Here is a 13,991-nt window from a genome sequence, read left to right as displayed (position 1 = left end):
GGAAACGCTGATTTATCCACCTGTTCTAATGATTTTGGATCTAGATTTTAGAAAACACCCCCGGGGTTGTTCGCAGAGGAGTCAGGTCATGCAAACATGTTTTTCCGAACCGGAACACGCAGCAGAAAAAAGCAAACACGCGCGCCCGATTACTGACTGCGATAGAACCAGTAACTCGCTGCCGCACTAAAAAGAGGTACTAAGGGGATATTAGACGCGAATGGATCAATTCACGCTCAGCAGGGTCGTGCGCGGGAAGATAATTGAACACGCCTGCAATCGATGTCCCCACGGGCACTCCGTCGCGGAACAGCACCCTGTTGGCAGCCAGCGCCGGTACTTTTGCGCCTGCAAGCAAGGTACCGCACAGGTTGAGCGGATCGACTGCGGAGATGCAGACAAAGCTGCCGTCGTGCGAACGCCGGCGCATTTCGCGCAACAGAGGAATCGCCTCAGGTAGGGCGAACTGTTCTCCTGACAGGCCGGCCACGAAGCGACCACCACGAACCTCGCCGCGAGCCTCCAGTCGGTGATACACAGAAAGCAATTCGCGCCAGGAAGGTAGCCACGAGGGCTCCCGTTCCAGCATGTGCCAGAACATCACCCCATAACGACGCAGAAGCGTCATGGCAATATGTTCCAATGTATCCGGGGCGGTTTTCGGCTTGCGCGTCACCGGCTGCCGCGCGACACGCTTAAGCGCTTCGCCGACGGCCACGACCTCATCGTTTTTCTCGATGCCACCTTCCTGCGTATCGGCATTGATCTCACTGACACGCTCGGTGATCGTGACGGCGTCCGCGCGGCGTACCAATGCCCAGCGGCCTGCTTCCTCCATCGTTGGAGCCGCGCCGCGGCGGCCGCACTTTCTAGACTTGGCGCGTTTATGGGCTGATAACAACATGGCACGCAAGCCGGCGAAGCTGTCTGCATTGACCAGACCGGTGGCCACCAGTTCACCCAACGTGTTTTCGAGTTCGACCGGCAGCTGCCGCGCGTCCTTCGACAATTCATCGAAAAACATCGCACCGTTCTGGCGCAATGCGTCGAGTACACGTACACCGCGCGGGGAAACCTCCACCTCGCTTGCGACCGCCGGCAGCGCGTGCCACAAGCCCAGCTGCCGGCGCGGCAGGAGTACCAGCGGTGTGCCGCGCACCGGGCCGCCTGCAGATGACGAAGGTGCGCCCACTCGCGTCCAGACGATTTTTCCGGCCCGGCACAGCTCATCGAGCCATGTGGTCGAGTAGTCCTTCATTCGCAGTCTCAGCAACTCGCTCTCCCAGCTCCCGGCTGCAGCCTCATAGCCTTCCAATTGGGACAGAATTTGCGGCAGCGCGTCGCTGCCCTGAAGCTGCGCGCCCTCCGCCAAATGCTGCCATTCAAACAAGAACCGCATGAAATCCTGCCGTTCGACCGGCTCGATTTCGCGCCGCAAGCGCTTGATGGTGTAGCGGTGTATGCGCGCCAACAAATGTCGTTCGCACCATTCTTCGGCTACCGCCCCAGGCGTAAAGCTGCCGCGAATGACATACCCTTCATTTTCGAGCTGTGCCAACCCGATTAGTGTGGCGTTTTCCGACATGCAGAGTGTGGCGGCAATGTCGGCAATCGATTGTGGTCCAAAACCGCTGAGACGCGCGCGCAGAATTTCCACCAGCGCGGTATTTGACGTCCATGCCTCGGCGTCACTCGCGGAAAGGTCATTCGGCATCGTCATTGGCGGCGCGGAACGGCCGTTCGGATAGGCGACCTGCAGGCAGGATAACCGTTCGCGCGCGATCCAGGCATTCGGGCCGCTACCGTCAGCGCTGGCGAAAACGGCAGCACGACCGCTAGCGGCCAGTTCCGCCAGCCATTCACTCCATCCTTCATTGGCCATTGCTTCCTTCGGCGTGATAAATGCCAATGACATCAATGCCTCGTGCATCTCGTCGCTGTTGATCGCACGCGGCCAGGCTTCACCGGCCACCGCTTCAATGGCGCCGGCATCGAGGGTACCCAGGTCGTCGGGAGACGTCGGATCGCTCCAGCGGCGGGAACTGACGGCAAGGGTACGGCGTTCTTCCAGAGGTGCGTCATCCAGGAAAGCATACGGTCTGGCGCTCAGCACTTCCATTGCCAACGGTGACGGCGAAGTGAGATCGCGCGAAAGCAGCCGAACCTCGCCTGCTTCCATGCGCCGCAACAGCACCAGCCAGCCTTCGCTGTCCATCGCTTCGTGCAGGCAGTCTTGCAAGGTTTGATCGACCAGGGGATGGCTCGGCAGTTCGCGCTCGCCGACAATGTTTTCGAGGCACGCTGCCTGGTCGGGGAATACGGCGGCCAGCAAGTCGTCACTGCGCATGCGCTGTATTTGCGGTGCCACCTTGCGACCACCGCTGTAGCGGGGAAGAACCAGCGCGGTGGTGACGTTCCAACGCCATCGAACATTGAACAGCGGTGCCTCAAGCAGGGCCTGAGTCAGCACGTGCTCAGCGTTACTCGAACGCAGATATTTCCACACTTCACTCAATACGAAGCTGTGTCCATCGGACAAGGACAGCACAATGGCGTCTTCAGTCGCGGCTGCCTGCAGTTCAAAATTAAAAGTGCGGCAAAAGCGTTTGCGCAGTGCCAGACCCCAAGCGCGATTGATGCGGCTGCCGTACGGAGAATGCAACACCAGCTGCATACCACCCGACTCGTCGAAAAACCGCTCCAGTACCAAGGTGTCTCTGGTCGGCAGCGCCGTCAGCGCGGCACGCGCAGTGGCCAGGTATTCCGCTATTTGACGGGCGGCGTTGTCATCGAGGCCGAGGTGCTCGAAAAGCCAATCGACGGCATGTTCAATTGCTTCCGCGCCATCATCTTTTTCCCCGAGGAGACGGTCGATCTCGCCCCGCAACCTGGAGACGCCAAACGATAGTTCATCACTGCGGCCGGGGGCCTCGCCCAACCAGAATGGCAGGTTGGGCTCAGCGCCGTGCGCGTCCTCGACACGTACCTTGCCAGCCTCGATGCGCTGGATACGATACGAAGTATTGCCAAGTTGAAAAACGTCGCCCGCCAGGCTCTCGCTGGCGAAATCCTCGTGGACTGTCCCCACGTTGAACCCCTGAGGCTCAAGAATGACAGTGAAGTCAGCATTATCGGGGATGGTGCCGCCAGAGGTGACCGCTGTCAGTTTGCTTCCACGCCGGGAACGCAGCGTGGACGTGACGCTGTCACGATGCAGATATGACCCACGTACCCCTTGGCGACCGGTATAGCCTTCAATTAACATACGCAGAACCGCGTTATACTGCGCGCGCTCCAGTGTGGCGAAGGGCGAAGCCCGGCGGATCAGGTCGAACAGCTCGTCTTCTCCCCATTCGCGATTGCTCACTTCAGCGACAATTTGCTGTGCCATCACGTCAAGCGGAGCAACAGGAATGCGTAACGCGTCCAGTTCATCGCGACGAGCGCAATCGAGCAGTGCAGCACATTCAATGAGATCGTCACGTGAAGTCGGAAACAACCTGCCTTTGGGAAGACCACCGACGTGGTGTCCAGACCGCCCCACGCGCTGCAAAAACGAAGCAATACTGCGTGGCGAACCCATCTGGCACACCAGATCGACATCGCCGATATCGATCCCCAGTTCCAGCGATGAGGTAGCGATCAATACCCGCAATTCTCCCCGCTTGAGACGCTGCTCAGCGTCCTGCCGATATTCCTTGGCAAGGCTGCCATGGTGAGCTGCAACGTGTTTCGAACCAAGCCGATCGGCCAGGTGACGTGCAATGCGTTCGGCCATGCGTCGGGTGTTGACAAAAACCAACGTGGTGCGGTGCAGGACGGTCAACTCCGCCAATCTGTCATAGACCCGCTCCCATACCTGGTTGGACATGATCGGCTCAAGCGGAACCGGAGGCAATTCAATGCCGAGGTCTCGTTCGCGCACGTGGCCGACATCGACGATCGCGCATTCGCGTCCCACGCCAGCCAGGAATTCTGCCACTGCTGACAACGGCTTCTGGGTGGCCGACAAACCAATCCGGACAGGGGCTCGTGCGCACAACGCATCCAAGCGTTCGAGGCTGAGCGCCAGATGGCTGCCGCGCTTGCTGCCAGCCACGGCATGGATTTCATCAACGATTACTGTCCGCACGGTGGCCAGCATCGCGCGCCCGCTATCTGAGCCGAGCAGCACGTATAGCGACTCTGGTGTCGAAATCAGGATATGCGGAGCGCACCGACGCATCGCGTTACGCTCCGGCTGAGTCGTATCCCCTGTCCGTACAGCAGTGCGGATGCCATGCGGTGGTAGGCCGAGTGCCTTCAATTCTCGGTCGATGCCCTCCAGCGGATTGAGCAAATTGATGCGAATGTCGTTTGACAGCGCCTTAAGAGGCGAGACGTACAATACGCGCGTTTCGTTAGGCAGACCGATTTCGCTACTTTCGCATACCAGAGCATCGACAGCTGCCAGAAAGGCGGTCAGGGTTTTGCCCGAGCCAGTCGGCGCCGCGATCAATGTCGTTTTGCTATTGCGAACAAGGGGCCATGCCTGCTGTTGAGCCTCCGTAGGACTTGAGAAAGTAGCGTCAAACCAAGCAATTACGGCTGGATGGAAATTTTTCCGGTTCGCGGCACTAGAGGATGTATGCATGTCCAATAGATGGTACAGGCGCTGAGTAAGTTCCCCATATCGGAAATCGATCCACGCTAACGGTTACAGTCATTCGCGCACGGCTGCAATTTGAATGCCTGATTGGTGATGTGGCTAAGTAAAGCTTTGCTGAAGCCGATATAAAGTTCATGCAACTTCACTATAGATTGGTGGTGGATCATGGACAAGAAACAATTACCCGCTAGACTTCCCTCTATGCTTTCTTATACGGTTGAGCCGAAGCACCTGAGGATGCAATATGTCAACGATGAAAACCCCCAAGGCAAGTTCGATTGGGATGTGGATGATCCCTTTGTGATGGTAATCCGCGAATATCTAAGATACATCGCTTACAAGTCGTTCAGATGAAATATATCTCGCAACGACCAATGCTCAAGTTGTCTTGCGACACATTACCTCCGGCCACAACGCCCAAAATGTCTGCGGACACCGTCGCACCATTCCTCCAATAATACCCCACAGCGTATTCGGATGCACTTGGATTGAATGCACGTTCGGGAATTGAACCGGCGTCCCGCAGGAATGGAGTCAGCACAGTTCGTACCCAACAAATGAAAAGCAACTTGCTATGCTAATTCAACCGTATGAACTTCAATTCCAACTTTCAAACGCGCACGGATAGCACCAAAAATTGCAGCGAGGTTATCCATGCTTGGGTTGCCTTTGGGCGATAGCATGCGGTGCAGGCTTTTGCTGGGTTTGTCAGTCAGCACGCCCAACTGTTCAAATCTCACCGTGGCATTCACGAGGTCACTAAGGATGAGGCGCGCCGTTTCCGGTTCGTCACTCAGAAACAAAGTTGCCGCTTCATCAAGCAGTGCTTTTGCAAACTCAGGATCGCGTTCAACGCGCTCAATAACTGTTTGTTTAAAATCACGAGTTAGTGCCATGTGATCACCTCTTTGTTTTTTAAATTTTTCTGGCGGCAGACTTTACCTTCTTTCGCACCTTGTGTTCGTGGTGCAATGCCTTTCCTTATCAATATCCTTCTGCTGGCCGCGCTTGGTGCCACCGCCAAACAAGATGATGAGTGTGTCACCATCCTTGGCAAGGTAAACACGGTATCCCGGCCCCCCCGTCAATAAGGGATTGAGCAGGGTTGTTCATGTTTTGCGCTCCGAAGTGGTTGTATTATCTTCAGCAGAGTGCAATTCGTCAGCCTCTCCGGTGAAGATCAGGAATTTGGCGTTGCGGTTGCGGGTCGGCTTCTTGTCGCGCTCGGTCATGGCACCCTCATTTACGCCACCGTGACCTGACCGTTCATCAGCATGGGCAGGAGCCAGTCTCTTAAGGCTTCAAGTTCATCATTTTCCTGCAACAACTTTTGTTTCTTAATTTGCAACGGACTTACAAACTCTAAGAATCGCTGAGCGAGTTTTTGAGGCGGCTTGCACACGAGATACTTACTAACGAATGCATCAAACAATAGGTTTTTTATCCCGCTTGTTTTTCCTTCCCAGCCAAACAAAATTTTGTTGTCGTATGCAGACTGCCATTCGTAGGCAAAGTTAAAAAAATAGGCGTTGTCTTTTAGCGAGATAGCTTTGCAGAAATTTGAACAGATTATTGGGTGCACAAATCTATTGATCGTTTCAGCCAGAACGAATGCCATTCGACCGGTTGATTGGGTCGGGCTTCCGCCAGATATTTCTATAACGAAGTCAAAAGGCTCAAGGATTTTGTCTCTGTTTTTTTCGAGTATGAAGCGAGTGGGTGCTGATGTGCCTCCAGCTCCATTCAAGCCATTGATGTCAGTTCCGCGTATGCAGTCAACTTGTAACGTGTAGTTCCCTTCGATTGACTCTTTTCCCCAATCACCTGTTTTGTTACATGCAATCCATTCTGAAAGTGGTCCAGACTCCCACCCCGCCGGAATTTCCCGTTTCAGGGTGGGGTTGTAGACCATCTTGCCACCGGAGGATTTGTAGGGTTTGCCGGTAGCGTCGGGGAAGTCGAACTGCACGAACCAGTAGTCATACAGTGTCTTGGCCATCGCCTCCAGTTCGGCATTGATGCGGTTGTTGCAGGCTATCTTGGAATCGAGGGCGGAGAGGGCTGCGGCGATTTTTTGCTGTTCTTCGACTGACGGATAAGGGAACTCGACTTGTTTGAGACCAACGCCGGTGAGGTGTTTGATGGTTGAACCTATAAAATGCTTACTGAGCTCTCCATTTCTTCCAGCAAGCAACAGTCGGTAATAGACGAATTCGTTGTTATGGCTACCGCGAACTCGCACCCTGTGAAGTGCTTTCTGGATTTTCATTCCAGGCACTTCATCTTTCCAAATAGCACAACGTCCCGGTTCGCCACCTTCACAAATTACAAGATCGCCATGTCTCAAGCCATACCGCTCTTGCTCACTTTTTTCAAACCGCATCTTGTTCAGGTTAGAGAAATTGAATCCTCCCCATCTGACATTGATATTGGCGAGGTAAGGCTCAAGCTCACCTTTATTCTTTTTCTCATCCAACATTTTTCCGAGACACATCTCGGAAATGTCACCAAGTTTGCTTGTCTGCCACTTACTCATACCTCAACCCCGCCAACTGCTTCCTGATCTCCTGCCCCTGCCTCGCCGATTCCTTGAACAGCTTATCCAGATTGCTGGTAAAGCTCTGCATTTTCGCGGCGAACTGCGCAGGGGTGAGGTCTGAATATTCGATCTTCACGTCGAAATATTGCCCGGCGCTCAAGGAATAATTCTTGGCTGCGATGTCGTCGTAGTTCACCACCACCGAAAAATCCTCCACCGCTTCTTTGCCATTGAAGGTGGCGATGATGCGGTCTTCCTCGGCATCGGAGAGCAGGGTCTTTTGATTCTTACCGTCCTTGATCTTGGTGCCGAGGTTGGAGGCATCGATCAGCACCACGCCTTGCTTGTTGGCGTCGTCGATGAACAGGATGGAGACATTGGTGCCGGTGGTGGCGAAGATGTTGCTGGGCATGGAGACCACGCCGGCGAGCATTTTCTTGTTCACCAGATGTTCACGGATTTTTTTGTCGATACCGCTTTGCGCGGTGATGAAGCCGGTGGGCACCACGACCGCCGCCTTGCCGCCAGGTTTCAGCGAATAAATGATGTGCTGCAAAAAGAGCTGGTAGATGGCCATCTTGTCGACGGCCTGCTTGGGGATGTTCGGCACCCCGGCGAAGAAGCGTTCCTGATGCTCCTTGGCGTCCAGCTCATTCCTGAAATCGCTGAAATCCATCTTGAAGGGCGGATTGGAGACGATGTAGTCGAACTTCTTCAGTGCCTTGCCTTCCCGGTGATAGGGGTGGAGCATGGTGTTGCCCTGGATGATGTTGGGAATGGAGTGAACCAGGTTGTTCAGGATCAGATTCAGGCGCAACAGGCTTGATGACTTCTGCGAAATGTCCTGCGAGTAAATGGCGCAGCGCTGCTCGCCGATGGCATGAGCCAGGTTCATCAAGAGTGAACCAGAACCGGCGGAAGGATCGTAGCAGCTCACGTTGCTCACCTTGCCGCGCACCGCCTCCGGCACCAGGATGGCGGCCATGATCTTGGCCACGGCGTGTGGGGTGTAGTACTCGGCGTACTTGCCGCCGCTGTCCTTGTTGTAGTCCTTGATGAGGTATTCAAACAGCGCGGCGTAGAAATCGTATTTCTGGGTGAAGATGCGCTCGAAACTGAATTCCACCAGCTTGTTGATGAGGGCGCGGCAGAAGGCGTCGCGCTTTGATGGATCGGTGATGAATTCGCTCACCCGGTCGAACAGGGTGATTTTGGCGCCGCCGTCGGTCTTGACGGCGAAGATGTCGTTGTTAGTTAGGGCAATGTCGCGCAGGGTGACGTCGAAGAGCTTGGCAAAGTCCGGCGCGTTCTGGCGGCCGAAAAGGTGGGCGATGAAGTGCTCGGGCTTCAGGCGTGCGGTGTCTGCGCCCATCTGTAGTTGCAGCATTTCCAGATCGTCGGTACTCAAATTCACGATAGCCTGTTCCCAGCTTTCGGCTTGGGCTAGCGCCGGCCGGATCTTCTTAGCTTCGAAGGCGAACTTGTCGTTCAGGAATTTGTAGAGAAAGACCTGGGTGATGATCTTGAATTCGTTGCCGTCGTTGCCGAGTCCATAGGCGGCACAGATCGCTTTGAGGTTGTCGATCAATTGTCGGGTGCGTATTTCAAAATCCTGCGTGATCAAGTGCGTGCTCCTGTTCTGGTGCCTGAGACAAATTCATTCATGTATTCGGCTACCACCAGATGGTTGATGGTGTGGGCGGCGTCCGGGTCGAGCTTGATTTTCTTACGGGTCTGGAATTCGCCGATCACGAGCGGCATCATCATCCGCTCGAAGTAGCTTTCGTTCACCAGAAGCTGGGTGTTCTGCAATACCTGCTCGTCGGCTTGCTGCTTCACGCCGGAGAGCGCATCGCAGAGGCTGCGCTCGGTCTCCATGATTGTCCCGCGTTCTTGCAGGCGTTTATGGATGCGTGTGTATTTGGCGTCTCCGAGATACTTGGCACGTAGTTGATTGTTCTGCCGGTTAAGTTCCTTAACCTTGTCGTGGATCGCGTTGAGCGCGCCGATATTGGCAGTCATCTCTTCCTGGGTGACTTCGTTCAGCTTCTTTTTCTTGAACAGCCGCTCCAGCTCTTCCTTGAGGGTGATGAATTTGGGGTCTTGCGGGTCGAAGTTGTCAACCAGAGCCTCGCGGGTCTGGCGCAGGGTGTTTTTCAGCTTGTCGGCCAGCACCAGTTCCTCTTCTCGGATCTTGGTGAACATGAACAGGACGTCTTCGAGGGCGACATTGAGCAGGTTGCTGGTGTCGGTGCTGGATTCGATGCTTTCCTTGAGGTTGAGCAGGTCAAGGTGATTACAGGTTTCGCGGTAAAGCTGATTCAGTTTCTGGAAATCGAGTTGCTGGAGGAGTCCGTATTCGGCCTGCAGGCGGATCAGGTTGTAGAGGCTGCGGGCATCGGCCAATGCTTTTTTCAAGGCCAGCACCGTGGCGCGATCCTGGATCTGGCTGATCTGCCGTGAAAATTCCTCGGCGTTTTCGACATTGAAGCTGAACAGGATGTCCTTGATTGCCTCGATTTCCTGAGCAATCTCCTCGGAGGACTTAAACAGGTTGGAGTAATGCTCCACTTCGTCGCCCAACTCGGCTTGCAGTTCGTCGAAATAGGCCTTATTGGTGGCGTCGAACTCCTTGCGGATGTCAGCAAAATCGACGACGTAGCCGTAGCGAAAATCCTTGTAGGGGCGGTTGACACGGGTGAGTGCTTGGAGCAAGTTGTGCTTGCGGATCACCCGGCCGAGGTAGAGCTTTTTCAGCCGCCGGGCATCAAAGCCGGTGAGCAGCATGTTGTAGACGAACAGCAGGTCGATCTTGCCTGCTTTGAAGTCCTCTACCCAGTCTTTGCGTTCCTCCTTGCTGCCAACATCGTGCAGGATCAGCGCGCCGTTTTTGGCCTTGTTTTCAAGCATCATTCTGGCGGCATAACTGTCAGGCTGACGGGCTGCGATTAACTCTTGTGCCGAGTCTTGCGCTACGTAGGAAGGCTGGGGCTGAGCCGCATAGACCGTATTGAAGATCTCGAACATCTGCCGGGCCTGCTCGGCACTGTCACAGATCACCATGCCACCGATGGTGGCGTCGTTCAGCGCACTTCGGCTTTTTTCAAAGTCGCGGATGATGTAATCGAGCATCGGCTCGACAAAACGCGGGTGCGCATAGACGAGCTTGCGGTCGATATCGCCCTGCTGAAGCTCCACTGCGGCGAGAGCCTCTTGCAGTGAAAGCTTGTAGTTGGTAGTGATCTCCTCGCGGATCAAGCGCAGGGTGTAGCCGTCAGCGATGGAGGCATTGTAGTAGTACTTGTGGATGTAGTCGCCGAACAGGGCGCGGGAGTTGTAGTCGTCACCTAACAGCGGCGTGCCGGTGAGACCGATCTTGACGGCGTTCCGGTCGGACTGGCTCAGGTTGGCAAGAAAGCTGCCCTGCGGGTTGTAGCTGCGGTGCACCTCATCGAGAAAATAAACGCGCTGGATACTGACGTCGTAATCCTCGGTACGAACCACATCCGGGTCATCCTGAAACTTTTGGATGTTAACCACGGTGATCTCCGGCCTGCCGGAGTGGTTGTGCAGGGCTTGGGTCGCCTTAATTTCACGGGCAAAGGCTTCGCGCGAGTCGATGGTGTGCACCGTCAGCCCACGACAAGCAAACTCCCGCTGCGCCTGGGTGAGTAGGTCGATCCGGTCCACGATGAAGTAAAACTTGGAGATGATGCCCCGGCGCTGGAAGTAGTCGGTGAGAAAACGTGTGTTGTAGTAGGCCAGCGCGGTCTTGCCGCTGCCCTGGGTGTGCCAGATGATCCCCTTGCGTACACCGGCATCCAGCTTCCGTTCAATTGCCTTGGTGGCGAAGATCTGGGGATAACGCATGACATGCTTATGCAGACCGTCGGCTTCGTTCACATAGACTAGGGCGTATTGCAGAAGGAACGACAAGCGGACGCGGCTGAACAGCGAGGTGCAGATCCGGTTGGTCGGCGAGTCCAGCGATTTATTGCTGATGAATTCAGGGCTGTGCTTGATGACGTTGAGGTTGTTGTCACGCAGCACCTCGTTTTCAAGCGCGTCATCCTCGTCGGCCAGCAGGTCTGCCAGATTCAGCTCCTCCTCTTCGCGGAAGTAGTTGAAGATCGGCGCGTCATACGAGGGGCTGGCATAGAACGCGCCCTCGATGGGCTGCGGCGAGCCGTCTTCGTACTCCATGTTGTTGGAGAAAACCATCAATTGGGTAATGTTGATGAAGCGACGGAAACGGGGATTGCGGCAGCGCGTGATGATGCGGTTGCGCTCGGCCAGCACGCCTTCGCGGTTGTTGGGTTTCTTGACCTCGATGAAGCCCAGCGGCATGCCGTTGATGAGCAGGGTGATGTCCGGCCGGAACTCGTCGTCGCCATTCTTGCAGGTTAACTCGGTGACGACATGGAAGCTGTTGTTGCTGAAGTTTTCGAAGTCGATCAGCCAGTTACCTGAGCGCTCCGTGAGCTTTTCGTAGAAGGCTTTGCCGAGGTCTTCGTTATCCAGTAGGAGTTTGACGTCGGTCAACAGTCGGTCGATGTCGTCACTCTCAATGCCGGGATTGATCCGGGCGATGGCGGCACGAAACAAGTCTGGAAAGATATTGGTCTCTTCGTCCCATACGGCATTCTTGAGCGAGAGGTAGCGGTAGCCAAGCCGCACCAGATGCAGAATGCATGGGATTTTGACTCTTGAGTCTTCACTAAAAATCATCAGATCAAATCTCCCTGTAAAAGACTTTCACCTCAAAGTAAGTGTGCCCTTCCGGGCGCACAAAAAGAAACAGCCAAACCACTGAAATGGCTTGGCTGCAATGATCCCCGGTGGTTTCTGGAGACCTTTAGATTGGTGGGGCGGCGCCTACCGAATAACGCGCTGCAAGCCTTATAGACAGGCATTATACGCTTTTTTATTTTCAGAGTTACCCCGAAAGTTACCCCTCAAAAATTTATGCTACCTCACCGGTAGAATTCTTCGCATCATTTCGCCGCCTCTTCTTTAATCATCATCGTCGTCACCGGGATATTCTGGATAACCATGAATGGCATTGTCATCCCAGTCGCAGGCGTCATAAAGTACACATTGGACGGGCCACGGGAATTCGGGGCAGGCACGCGCTCCAAATTCGCCAGGTGTTAAGGGTGTCCATATGTCGGGAGCATGGCGTATCTCTGCTTCTTCATGCAGCATGTAATCAACCAGTGCCAGCCACACGCGTAAAGATAGGCGCATGCTGGCATCGTTTTGGATTTGTCGCAGCAGCCCGCGTAACTGCGTTATTCGAGTTGCGGCCGTGTCTTGATTGCCACGTGTCAGAGCGCTATCGATCAAGTCCGCCACTTCTTCCACGTTAGCCATCGACACGTAGAACTCAGCATCAGGCGGGCTGGCCAGTTTTGCTGGCGTGGGTGCCGGATTAGGAATGGATGTAAAGCGTGTGCCCTTTACTCGGCCTGGTTCAAGATGCCGTTTGCGCCATTTTTCGGCACGTTCAATGGTATCCGTGGGCATGCCTCTTTTTACATGGCGAGAAACTATGGAGGTGGATACGCCTAGTAGCTTCGCAAGTTCTTTTTGTTGCATGGTTTACCTAACGTAAAAAATGAACCATAAAGGCTCGGATTGATCACTAATTAACCTAATAAAAAAACTTATTCACTAGCGCGACTTCGGGCTTCGAATTACCCTTGCCACCCGGTTTGGTGGAAGTACCTAGATGAGGGGTCATCGAGGTATTGTGTTTGGACTGCGACAACTGAGGGCAGTGCGACAATATTGATTGCATTGAATTTTATTTGTCCGCAGTCGCCCTCAGTCCGTGCGACAACTGAGGGCAATTTATTCCATGTTCGTCCGTGGGAATATGGTGATTCTTTTTCTGGGAGTATGAAATCAGGTATTGCGTGATTTGCAGCGCGAAGAAAGTTCCCGCAGGCCCCGCCTACCGGCGGCGGGACTGAATAAAACGCAGCATAGATAAACATCAAAGATGGAACCATGGCAAGAAGGGCGGCGCATCGCTGGCCAGTGCTTCCGTCTGGTCGCTGTTGGTTAGCTTATTCACTGCAAGCACTGGCTGGACGGCATCGCCTGGACAGTGTTGTTGCCCTGCGAAGCGGGTAATGTATTCAGCTGCAAGAATCGCTTGGGCGGCATCACCGGCGGTGGAGTTGCCGTCATACTTTAGTCTATTGATCATCGCTTCGTGGCCCGGAATAAGCTGGGCTTCAATAGCTTGGATGCGGGCGCGTTCTGCAGCCGCTCCCTGGGCACGGAAAAATTCTGCAATTTCGGGATGCTCCAATGATATTTTTAATGCTGTTTGCATCACTCTTCCTTTTCTTTAATGTATGTGGGTAACGGAATAAACATAGTACGGAGAATCAAAAGATCGTAACTTCTGCAAATAATAAAACTGGCCGTTATGTTTGATTAAAACGTGACCGATCTACAAGCCGACGCTTGCTTTAAAAATAAGGTTGGGTAGTTGCGTATGGTCAGCATATTAAAAGCCGCCCAGGTTAGTCCGTGGACGTCTGAAGATGATCTTAAGTAGGAATGCGCATCGCCGTATGACTGAGCGCTACCATCAGAAGCAGAAAATGGTGAGTACTACCACCAGAAACGGCAAATGGTACGATCAGATTGCATACCTGGAATGCACTGCCCGTTGCAGCAGACAACGGATACCAGTCGAAGCCCATTATTTCTAAACCACACTGCACCGAACAAATCGAACTAACGGTATGGCTCTGCACGCACCTATGAGCTCCGACTCTCGGCTTGCGT

The 13,991-nt window shown here is 54.3% G+C and carries 10 protein-coding genes; 1 reads left to right on the top strand and 9 read right to left on the bottom strand.

Annotated features, from left to right (window positions below; translation table 11 throughout):
• Positions 1-199: 199 nt before the first annotated feature.
• Positions 200-4,633: a DEAD/DEAH box helicase gene (locus MKZ32_RS05670; RefSeq protein WP_275584317.1), complete on the bottom strand. Its 4,434-nt coding sequence runs from the start codon at positions 4,631-4,633 to the stop codon at positions 200-202.
• Positions 4,634-4,813: 180 nt separating this feature from the next.
• Here MKZ32_RS05670 and MKZ32_RS05665 point away from each other — a divergent pair, with 180 nt between their 5' ends.
• Positions 4,814-5,002 carry a hypothetical protein gene (locus tag MKZ32_RS05665; RefSeq protein ID WP_239796375.1) on the top strand — a complete coding sequence of 63 codons (189 nt, stop codon included), beginning with the start codon at positions 4,814-4,816 and terminating at the stop codon, positions 5,000-5,002.
• A gap of 218 nt (positions 5,003-5,220) precedes the next feature.
• On the opposite strand, the gene MKZ32_RS05660 is transcribed toward MKZ32_RS05665, so the two are convergent.
• From MKZ32_RS05660 to MKZ32_RS05630, 8 genes are all read right to left on the bottom strand, one after another.
• A complete protein-coding gene (locus tag MKZ32_RS05660; RefSeq protein WP_239796374.1) occupies positions 5,221-5,544 on the bottom strand; it encodes a helix-turn-helix domain-containing transcriptional regulator in 324 nt (107 codons plus the stop codon).
• A gap of 213 nt (positions 5,545-5,757) precedes the next feature.
• Positions 5,758-5,880 carry a hypothetical protein gene (locus tag MKZ32_RS15415; protein WP_275584256.1) on the bottom strand — a complete coding sequence of 41 codons (123 nt, stop codon included), beginning with the start codon at positions 5,878-5,880 and terminating at the stop codon, positions 5,758-5,760.
• A gap of 11 nt (positions 5,881-5,891) precedes the next feature.
• Entirely contained in the window at positions 5,892-7,184 is a 1,293-nt protein-coding gene (locus tag MKZ32_RS05655) for a restriction endonuclease subunit S (RefSeq protein WP_239796373.1), read from the bottom strand.
• The gene (locus MKZ32_RS05650) at positions 7,177-8,811 is read right to left on the bottom strand and encodes an HsdM family class I SAM-dependent methyltransferase (RefSeq protein WP_239796372.1); all 1,635 of its coding nucleotides are present in this window, start codon (positions 8,809-8,811) and stop codon (positions 7,177-7,179) included. Before MKZ32_RS05650 ends, MKZ32_RS05655 begins: the two co-directional genes overlap by 8 nt.
• Positions 8,808-11,915 (bottom strand): type I restriction endonuclease subunit R, encoded by a 3,108-nt coding sequence (locus tag MKZ32_RS05645; RefSeq protein WP_275584255.1) that lies wholly within the window; start codon positions 11,913-11,915, stop codon positions 8,808-8,810. The genes MKZ32_RS05650 and MKZ32_RS05645 overlap by 4 nt, the downstream gene beginning before the upstream one ends.
• Before the next feature lie 285 nt (positions 11,916-12,200).
• Positions 12,201-12,785 (bottom strand): hypothetical protein, encoded by a 585-nt coding sequence (locus MKZ32_RS05640; protein WP_239796370.1) that lies wholly within the window; start codon positions 12,783-12,785, stop codon positions 12,201-12,203.
• 400 nt (positions 12,786-13,185) lie between these two features.
• On the bottom strand, positions 13,186-13,530 hold the full coding sequence (locus tag MKZ32_RS05635) for a hypothetical protein (RefSeq protein WP_239796369.1): 345 nt from the start codon (positions 13,528-13,530) through the stop codon (positions 13,186-13,188).
• Positions 13,531-13,750: 220 nt separating this feature from the next.
• On the bottom strand, positions 13,751-13,906 hold the full coding sequence (locus MKZ32_RS05630) for a hypothetical protein (protein ID WP_239796368.1): 156 nt from the start codon (positions 13,904-13,906) through the stop codon (positions 13,751-13,753).
• Positions 13,907-13,991: the final 85 nt, after the last annotated feature.

Origin of the sequence: Candidatus Nitrotoga arctica (genome assembly GCF_918378365.1) — a bacterium.
In the GTDB taxonomy this organism is placed as follows: domain Bacteria; phylum Pseudomonadota; class Gammaproteobacteria; order Burkholderiales; family Gallionellaceae; genus Nitrotoga; species Nitrotoga arctica.
The sequence above is the reverse complement of the archived record's forward strand: the minus strand, read 5'-3'. Positions and strand labels throughout refer to the sequence as shown.

Bases quoted from the DNA above. Each gene is read 5' to 3' on its own strand.
- MKZ32_RS05670 (WP_275584317.1), bottom strand. From the start codon at position 4,633: ATGCATACATCCTCTAGTGCCGCGAACCGGAAAAATTTCCATCCAGCC.
- MKZ32_RS05665 (WP_239796375.1), top strand. From the start codon at position 4,814: ATGGACAAGAAACAATTACCCGCTAGACTTCCCTCTATGCTTTCTTAT.
- MKZ32_RS05660 (WP_239796374.1), bottom strand. From the start codon at position 5,544: ATGGCACTAACTCGTGATTTTAAACAAACAGTTATTGAGCGCGTTGAA.
- MKZ32_RS15415 (WP_275584256.1), bottom strand. From the start codon at position 5,880: ATGACCGAGCGCGACAAGAAGCCGACCCGCAACCGCAACGCCAAATTC.
- MKZ32_RS05655 (WP_239796373.1), bottom strand. From the start codon at position 7,184: ATGAGTAAGTGGCAGACAAGCAAACTTGGTGACATTTCCGAGATGTGT.
- MKZ32_RS05645 (WP_275584255.1), bottom strand. From the start codon at position 11,915: ATGATTTTTAGTGAAGACTCAAGAGTCAAAATCCCATGCATTCTGCAT.
- MKZ32_RS05640 (WP_239796370.1), bottom strand. From the start codon at position 12,785: ATGCAACAAAAAGAACTTGCGAAGCTACTAGGCGTATCCACCTCCATA.
- MKZ32_RS05635 (WP_239796369.1), bottom strand. From the start codon at position 13,530: ATGCAAACAGCATTAAAAATATCATTGGAGCATCCCGAAATTGCAGAA.
- MKZ32_RS05630 (WP_239796368.1), bottom strand. From the start codon at position 13,906: ATGGGCTTCGACTGGTATCCGTTGTCTGCTGCAACGGGCAGTGCATTC.